Origin of the sequence: Catellatospora chokoriensis, assembly GCF_011297315.1 — a bacterium.
GTDB classification, from domain to species: Bacteria; Actinomycetota; Actinomycetes; order Mycobacteriales; family Micromonosporaceae; genus Catellatospora; species Catellatospora citrea.
The window spans coordinates 48,586-57,431 of sequence record NZ_JAAOTI010000044.1 but is presented as its reverse complement, the minus strand read 5'-3'; the positions used below and the strand labels follow the sequence as shown (position 1 = coordinate 57,431).

The following is an 8,846-nucleotide window of genomic DNA, read 5'->3' as shown; positions in this document are numbered from 1 at the left end:
GGTGGGGACGCGGGGGGCGCGGGTGGGGCGCTTGGGGGGCAGCAGGGGGGCCAGGCCGGTGACCAGGGTGGAGACGAGTTCGGCGGCGTGGCGGCCGTCGGGGTCGTGGTCCGGGTCGAAGACGGTCAGCTCCATGCCGAGGCAGTCGGGGGTGTTGACCAGGCCGGTGAGCAGGAGTTCGAGTTCGGTGAGGGCGATGCCGCCCGGTTCGGGGGCGTCGACGGCGGGCATCACGGCGGGGTCGAGCACGTCGACGTCGATGTGCACCCAGTAGCCCGCGCAGTCGGCCAGGCGCTCGCGGGCCCATTGGGCGGTGCGGCGGGCGCCCTCGGCGCGCACCGCGGTCGCCGGGCGGGTGGCGAAACCGGCCGCCTGCAGGTCCAGGCGGTACTCGTCGTGCTCGCGGATGCCGAGCACGACCACGTCGCTGTCGCGGAAGTAGGGGCGGCGGCCCTCGATCCCGGCCAGCTCGGTCTGGCCCCGGCCGGTGACCAGCGCGAGGTCCTCGCCCGCGGCCGCGCCGACGTACGGTGCGTTGCCGGGATGCCGGAAGTCGGAGTGCCCGTCCACGAAGACCAGCCCGATGCGGCCGCCGACCTCCTCGCCGAGCCGCCGCATGGCCAGCGCCGAGCCCAGCAGGATCGAGCAGTCACCGCCCAGCACCAGCGGGAACTCCCCGCCGTCCACGATCGCGCCGATCCGCTCCGCCAGCCGCACGCTGTACGAGTGGATCTGCAGCGCGTGCGCCACCCCGTCGCCGGGACGCCAGTCACCGGGGTCGTAGCGGGGCGGGGTGAGGCAGCCGGCGTCGCGCGCGTCGAGCCGGGTCAGCAGCTTCTTGTCACGCAGCGCGCCCGGCGCCTTGGCGCAGCCGGGCACGGAGGTCTCGGTCGGCGGGCGCAGGCCCAGGTTCGACGGCGCGTCGAGAACCGCGATGCGGCGCATACCTCTCCCCCCTGGCCTCATGCACGCTGGTGGGGAGTTCCCGGCGACCCGCCGACCAGGCGGGCCGTCCGGGACGGGCCACTAGCGGTTCTAGAACAAAGCGCTGGCCAGGGCACGCCGCGCGGCCGCCACCGCGGGGTCGTCCGGGCCGGCGACGGCGAACAGCGACACGAGGTGCTGGCGCACCGTCTCCCGATCGTCACCGTAGACGCGGCGCACCAGATTGACCAGCCGCTGATACGCCTGCTCTGCCTGACCGGCCAGCACCTCGACGTCGGCCGCTTTCAGCTGCGCGGCCAGGTCGTCGGGTGCGGCGTCGGCGGCGGCCACCGCGGCCTGCGGGTCCACGCCCGCCACCCGCTTGGCCAGCACCACCTGGGCCAGGCCCGCCTCGGCCGCGGCGTCCTTCGGCGAATCCGACAGGATCTTGCGGTATGCCTTCTCGGCCTCGTCGAGGTTGCCCATGATCAGGGCCTCGTCGGCCTCTTCCAGGCGCGGGTCCTCGGGCACGGCCACCTCGACCCCACCGGCCCGCAGCACGGCGTCCAGCCACTGGCGCAGCTGCGCGGGCGGCACGGGCCCGGCGAACGCGTCGATCGGCTGCCCGCCGACCACGGCGTACACGGTGGGCACGCTCTGCACCCGGAACATGGCGGCCAGCCGCGGATCGGCCTGCGCGTTCACCCTGGCGAGCACCCAGCTGCCGCCGTCGGCGGCGTTGAACTGCGCCAGCGCGTCGGCCAGCTGGTCGACCTCGGGGTAGCCGGGGGCCAGGAACGCCACCACGACGGGCGTGGTCATCGACTTCTGCAGGACCTCGTCCTGCACGTTGGCCTCGGTCACGTCCACCACGTGACCGCCTCCCGCCGGCGCACCGGGGAAGCCGCCGTTTCCGCCGTTACCGGGACCCGCCGGGGTCGCCGCGGGCGTGGCCGGGGTCGCGGCGGGCGCCTGCTGACTGCGCGCGGCCAGCGCGCCGAGATCCACCGCGCCACGCGTGAAGATCGACTGTCCGGGTCGGAGATCGCTCATGGTTACCCAGTCTCCCACGCCCGTAACAATCCCCCCGCAAAGGTCCCCACCCGCCCATAGATCGCGACGATCTTGCGGGAACTGTTGCCTTTTTGCCGGATACGCGCGTGTCGTACCCACAGTTCCCGCAAGATCGTCGCCTTGGTGCGGTCAGAAGCGCGCGGGCTCGCGGTAGACGCCCCATTCGGCGCGCAGGGCGTCGCAGATCTCGCCGAGGGTGGCTTCGGCGCGGCAGGCGTCGAGCATGGCGGGGACCATGTTGGCGTCGGTGCGGGAGACGTCGACCATCTTCTTGAGGGCGGCGTCGACGGCGGCCTGGTCGCGGTCGGTGCGGCGGGCCTGGAGGAGCTTGACCTGCTCGCGCTCGACCTCGTGGGAGACGCGCATGATCTCCAGATCCTTGGCGATGGTGCCGGTGTGGCAGTTGACGCCGACGATGCGCTTGTGGCCGTCCTCCAGGGCGCGCTGGTAGATGTAGGCCGAGTCGGCGATCTCGGAGGTGAACCAGCCGTCCTCGATGCCGCGCAGGATGCCGCTGGTGATGGTGCCGTCGGTGCCGCGCTCCTTGATGCGCTGGAAGATCGCCTCGGCCTCGGCCTCGATCTTGTCGGTGAGCGCCTCGACGTACCAGGAGCCGCCCAGCGGGTCGGCGACGTTCACCACGCCGGTCTCCTCCATCAGCACCTGCTGGGTGCGCAGGGCGATCTCGGCGGACTCGTCGGTGGGCAGGGCGAGGGTCTCGTCCAGGGCGTTGGTGTGCAGCGAGTTGGTGCCGCCGAGGATGGCCGACAGCGCCTCGACCGCGGTGCGCACCACGTTGTTGACCGGCTGCTGGGCGGTCAGCGAGACGCCGGCGGTCTGCGTGTGGAAGCGCAGCCACTGGGCCTTCTCGCTGGTCGCGCCGTACACGTCGCGCATCCAGCGGGCCCAGATGCGCCGGGCGGCGCGGAACTTCGCGATCTCCTCGAAGAAGTCGACGTGCGCGTCGAAGAAGAAGCTCAGGCCGGGGGCGAAGACGTTGACGTCCAGGCCGCGGGACAGGCCCAGCTCGACGTAGCCGAAGCCGTCGGCCAGCGTGTACGCCAGCTCCTGCGCGGCCGTCGCGCCCGCCTCGCGGATGTGGTAGCCCGACACCGACAGCGGCTTGTACTTCGGGATGTTGTGCGCGCAGTACTCCATCAGGTCGCCGATGAGGCGCAGGTGCGGCTCGGGATCGAACAGCCACTCCTTCTGCGCGATGTACTCCTTGAAGATGTCGGTCTGCAGGGTGCCGTCGAGTTTGCTCAGGTCGGCGCCCTGGCGCTCGGCGGCGACCAGGTACATGCAGAACACCGGCACCGCGGGCCCGGAGATGGTCATCGAGGTGGTGACCTTCTGCAGGTCGATGCCACCGAACAGCACGTCCATGTCGGCGGCCGAATCGATGGCCACGCCGCAGTGGCCGACCTCGCCCAGCGAGCGGCCGTCGTCGGAGTCGCGGCCCATCAGCGTGGGCATGTCGAAGGCGACCGACAGGCCGCCGCCGCCCGCGCCGAGGATCAGCTTGTAGCGCTCGTTGGTCTGCACCGCGTTGCCGAAGCCGGCGAACTGGCGGATGGTCCAGGTGCGGCCCCGGTAGCCGGTCGGGTACAGGCCGCGGGTGAACGGGAACTCACCGGGCCAGCCGATGCGCTCGAAGCCCGGGTACGCGACACCCTCGGCCGGGCCGTAGAGCGGCTCGACCTCGACCCCGCTGAGCGTGGTGAAGTCCGCGTGGCGCTTGTGCGCCTTGTCGTACCGCTGCTGCCAACGCTCGCGACCGGCGGCGATCTCGTTCGCGTCCACGTTTCCTCCCGGGGTCTGATACCTGGATCACAGGATTTCGAGCACAGCGTAGCCCGATTGCCTGAACGATCGCTCAGCCAGTCGCTACCCGCCGGTCACATCACGCGCCGCAGCTCCGGCTCCCCGCGAGCGGGTCACGACCGGTTCTGCTGCTGTTTACTTGACCCGGGACGCCCTGTTATCTTCTGGCCCACTCTGTTCGCAGGCCGTCGGCGGCCCGGGTGACGGAGTGAACGGGCCGGGCAGGCCCGTCGCCACGGGGGAACGCACGCGAGGGGAGCCACGCCGATGCTGCGCCAGATGCGGTCGATCAAGACCCAGGCCCGCCGCGTGATCCGCCAGCCGACCCGCGCGCTGAAGTACGCGATGTACCGCGCACAGCTGCGCCTGCCCGTCGACGAGCAGCTCGCCGTCTACTCGTCCTACTGGAGCGCGGGCTACAGCTGCAACCCGGCCGCGATCTACGAGAAGGCCCGCGAGCTGGCCCCGCACATCCGCGGCGTCTGGGTCGTCAAGGCCGACCGGGTGAAGAACATCCCGGCGGGCGTCGACTACGTGGTCGAGGAGTCACCGGCCTACTTCTGGACCATCGCCCGCGCCAAGTACTTCATCGGCAACACCAACTTCCCCGACTACGTGGTCAAGCGCCCGGGTTCGGTCGTGGTGCAGACCCACCACGGCACCCCGCTGAAGCTGATGGGCATGGACGGGCTCGCGGCCGTCAGCAGCCGCCGCCGCGGCAACGCCGCCGAGGAGCTGCGCAAGCTCGTCGCGCGCTGGGACTACAGCATCGCGGCCAACCCTCAGTCCGCGCAGTCCTGGAGCACCGCCTACCCCGGGCGTTACGAGTCGCTGGAGTACGGCTACCCGCGCAACGACATCCTGGTCAACGCCGCACCCGACCAGGGCGCGAAGGTCCGTGCCCAGCTCGGCATCGAGCCCGGCAAGCGGGTCGTGCTGTACACGCCGACGCACCGCGGCCGCAACGCCACCGACCTCACCGGCCTCCTCGACGTCGCCGCGCTGGCCGACTCGCTCGGGCCCGACGCCGTGATCCTGGTGCGCGCGCACTACTTCTACGAGGGCAGGCCGGCCGCGCCGGGCGGCTCAGCACAGATCGTCGACGTGACCGGGCACCCCCGGGTGGAGGACCTCTACCTCGCCGCGGACGTGCTGATCACGGACTACTCCTCGACCATGTTCGACTACGCGGTGCTGGACCGGCCGATCGTGGTCTTCGCGTCGGACTGGGCGGAGTACCGAGCCTCCCGCGGCGTCTACTTCGACATCTTCGACGCGCACCCGGGGGTCGTGGCCGCCACCCAGGACGAGCTGATCGACCTGTTCGCCTCCGGCGCGGTCGACGACGAGCGGGCACAGCAGCGGCGGGCGGCGTTCCGGGACCGCTTCTGCGCCCTGGAGGACGGCCGGGCCAGCGAGCGCGTGGTGCGCCGGGTGCTGCTCGGCGAGCAGGTCGACGGCCCGGACCAGGCTGGTCGCGCCGGCCGGCCGGCCCTGCCCGCACTGTCCTGACCTCCGCCCGCACCTTGCCGCCCGCCCGCCGGGCAGGCGGCACGATCGTGCGCATCTCTTTCATCGCGATGAATACTTCGTTACCATCCGGTACACGAAATTGCTTCACGTAAGTGCGTCGGCGGCGGTCACGTCGCGTCAGGCTGCGCGTGGGCCTGCTGTCCGATGCGGATCAGCGGCCCCCGTCCCGTCCTGCCGAAGGGATCCACCCCATGTCCCGACGCGCCACCCGCCCCCGTCTCCGCCCCAGGCGCCCCCTCGCCGCCGCGTTCGCACTGCTCACCGCCGGTGCGTTCGCGGTGGTCGCGCCATCGGCGCCCGCCGCCGCGGCGGTGCTCGCCCCGAACGACTACTGCCTCGCCGAGTGTTCCGACATCCTGCCGCCCGGGCAGAACGGCAACGCCACCCTCGTCGACATCCTCGGCCACCAGGTGTTCGGCACCCGGCCCGCGCACTCGGCCGACCAGCTCGACCGGTACGCCAACCTGGTCTACAACTACGCCGGGCTCACCGACGAGCAGATCCCGGCTTACTTCAACGACGCCTCGTTCGGCGTGCCCGCCGGCCAGGTCGAACGCAGTTACGCGCCCCGCTCCGACGTGACCGTGGTGCGCGACAAGGCCACCGGAACGCCGCACGTCACCGGCACCACCCGGGCCGGGACCATGTTCGGGGCCGGTTACGCCGGCGCCGAGGACCGCCTGTTCACCATGGACCTGCTGCGCCACGTCGGGCGCGGCACGCTCACCCCGTTCGCGGGCGGCGCGGCGGGCAACCGCTCGCTGGAGCAGAGCGTGTGGCGCAACGCCCCGTACACCGAAGCCGACCTCCAGGCACAGGTCAACGCGCTGCAGAACCTCGGCACGCGGGGCGCGCAGCTCTACACCGACGTGCAGAACTACATCGCGGGCGTCAACGCCTACATCGCCAGGTGCATGGCCGACCGCAACTGCCCCGGCGAGTACGTGCTCACCGGCCACCTCGACGCGATCACCAACGCGGGCGGCCCGGTGGCGTTCACCATGACCGACCTGATCGCCATCGCGGGCGTGGTCGGCGGGCTGTTCGGCGGCGGTGGCGGCGGTGAGATGGAGTCCGCGCTGGTCCGCGTGGCCGCGCGGGCGCGCTACGGTGCGGTCGAGGGCGACGCGGTGTGGAACGCGTTCCGCAGCCGCAACGACCCCGAGACCGTGCTGACCATCCACGACGGCACGAGCTTCCCGTACGGCGCGGCCGACGACAACGCCGCCGGGGTCGTGCTGCCCGACGCGGGCTCGACGGTGCCCGAACCCGTCGTCGCCAACCCCACCGGCTCGGCCAACAGCGCCGTCACCGCGCAGTCCGACATCGCCGCGGCCCTGGGCAGCCTGACCATCGGCCACCAGGGCAAGGGCATGTCCAACGCCGCGGTGATCTCCGCCGCGCACTCGGCGACCGGCCACCCGATCGCCGTGTTCGGACCGCAGACCGGCTACTTCTCCCCGCAGCTGCTGATGGTGCAGGAGCTGCAGGGCCCCGGCATCAGCGCCCGTGGCGCGGCGTTCGCCGGGCTCAACCTGTACGTGCTGCTCGGCCGCGGCCAGGACTACGCGTGGAGCGCCACCTCGGCGGCGCACGACATCACCGACGCGTACTCCCTGCCGCTGTGCACCACCGACGGCAGCGCCCCCACGCTGAACAGCAACAAGTACCTTTACCGCGGCGTGTGCACCGCGATGGAGGAGCTGTCGCACACCAACGCGTGGACGCCGACGACCGCCGACGGCACCGCCGCGGGGTCGTACAAGCTGGTCACGTATCGCACCAAGCTCGGCCTGGTGGCCTGGCGCGGCACCGTCGGCGGCGCGCCGCACGCCTTCACCCGCCTGCGCTCGACCTACCGCCACGAGGCCGACTCGGCCATCGGCTTCCAGATGTTCAACGACCCGGCCGCGATGGGCACCCCCGCCGACTTCAAGGCCGCCGCGGGCAACGTCGGCTACTCGTTCAACTGGTTCTACGTGAACTCCACCGACACCGCCTACTTCATGTCCGGCAGCAACCCGCAGCGCGCCGCAGGACACAACCCCAACCTGCCGGTACGCGGCGACGCCGCCTACGAGTGGCTGGGTTACCAGCCTGACACCAACAACGCGACCTGGGCGGCCAACGCCACCCACCCGCAGTCGGTGAACCAGGACTACTACGTCAGCTGGAACAACCGGCAGGCCAAGGACTTCGGCGCGGCCGACGGCGACTTCAGCTTCGGCTCGGTGCATCGCGCCGACCTGCTCGACGCCCCCGTCAAGGCGGCGCTCGCCGGCGGGCACAAGTTCACCCGGTCCTCGCTGGCCGCCCTGGTCGAGAACGCCGGGGTCACCGACCTGCGCGGCTGGAAGGTGCTCGACGACCTGCTCCGCGTGATCGAGAGCCAGGCCGTCACCGACCCCGCGCTGGCGAGTGCCGTCAGCAAGCTCAAGGCCTGGCAGCAGGCCGGTGCCCGGCGTGTGGAGACCACCCCCGGCTCGAAGGTGTACGCCCACGCCGACGCGATCCGGATCTTCGACGCCTGGTGGCCGCTGCTGGTGAGCGGCCAGTTCCAGGGCGCGCTCGGCAACGACCTCTACCGGTCACTGGTCGACGCCATGTCGATCAACGAGTCCCCGTCCGGCGGCCAGAACGGCCCCGGCTCCAGCCTGCCCGGCTCGCTCAACTCGGCGCAGGCGCACAAGGGCTCGTCGTTCCAGCACGGCTGGTGGGGATACGTGGAGAAGGACGTCCGCACCGTGCTCGGCGACCCGGTCGCGGGCGGGCTCGGACGCTCGTACTGCGGCAACGGCGTGCTCAGCGCCTGCCGCTCGGTGCTGCTGTCCACCCTGGGCAGTGCCAACGGGCAGGCGGCGAGCGCGGTGTACCCCGGCGACGAGCACTGCGCCGCCGGAGACCAGTGGTGCGCCGACGCTATCCTGCAGTCGGCGCTGGGCGGCATCACCGCGCCGCTGACCGCGTGGCAGAACCGGCCGACCTACCAGCAGGTGGTGTCGTTCCCGGCCCGGCGCGGCCAGGACATCGCCAACCTGGCCCAGGGCCGCCCGGTCTCGGCCAACGGCAGCCAGCTGTTCTACCCGGTCGGCAACGCCGTCGACGGCGACCCGACCACCCGCTGGAGCAGCAGTTACGCCGACAGTAGGCAGATCACGGTCGACCTGGGCAGCGTACGCAGCGTGGGCCGGACCATCCTGCGCTGGGAGGCGGCGTACGGGCGCTCGTACCGCATCGACGTCTCCACCGACGGCAGCACCTGGACCACCGCCTGGTCCACCACGACCGGCAACGGCGCCGTCGACAACAACGCCTTCACCCCCGTCAACGCCCGCTACGTCCGCATGCAGGGCGTCCAACGAGCCACCACCTACGGCTACTCCCTCTGGGAGTTCGAGATCTACCCCCGCTGACCCGCCCGCCCATCCCCCTGGGGCAACTCTTGAAGACTTGCGGCCTCCGAGCTATTCGGAGGCCGCAAGTCTTCAAGA

The 8,846-nt window shown here is 71.6% G+C and carries 5 protein-coding genes; 2 read left to right on the top strand and 3 right to left on the bottom strand.

The features are described 5' to 3' along the window. The 3 genes from HAV39_RS39635 to icmA form a co-directional block, all read right to left on the bottom strand. A partial coding sequence (locus HAV39_RS39635) for an arginase family protein (RefSeq protein WP_191844235.1) occupies window positions 1–945 on the bottom strand: 945 nt, incomplete at its 3' end. Between the two features lie 90 nt (window positions 946–1,035). Next, window positions 1,036–1,977 carry a tetratricopeptide repeat protein gene (locus HAV39_RS39630; protein WP_191844234.1) on the bottom strand — a complete coding sequence of 314 codons (942 nt, stop codon included), beginning with the start codon at window positions 1,975–1,977 and terminating at the stop codon, window positions 1,036–1,038. A 150-nt stretch (window positions 1,978–2,127) separates the two neighbouring features. Beyond that, the gene (icmA, locus tag HAV39_RS39625) at window positions 2,128–3,801 is read right to left on the bottom strand and encodes a coenzyme B12-dependent isobutyryl-CoA mutase large subunit (protein WP_191844233.1); all 1,674 of its coding nucleotides are present in this window, start codon (window positions 3,799–3,801) and stop codon (window positions 2,128–2,130) included. Between the two features lie 288 nt (window positions 3,802–4,089). Between icmA and HAV39_RS39620 the strand changes: the two genes are divergently transcribed. Next, the gene (locus tag HAV39_RS39620) at window positions 4,090–5,334 is read left to right on the top strand and encodes a CDP-glycerol glycerophosphotransferase family protein (protein WP_191844232.1); all 1,245 of its coding nucleotides are present in this window, start codon (window positions 4,090–4,092) and stop codon (window positions 5,332–5,334) included. 212 nt (window positions 5,335–5,546) lie between these two features. Further along, window positions 5,547–8,768, top strand: a complete 3,222-nt coding sequence (locus HAV39_RS39615; RefSeq protein ID WP_191844231.1) for a penicillin acylase family protein — start codon at window positions 5,547–5,549, stop codon at window positions 8,766–8,768. Window positions 8,769–8,846 lie beyond the last annotated feature (78 nt).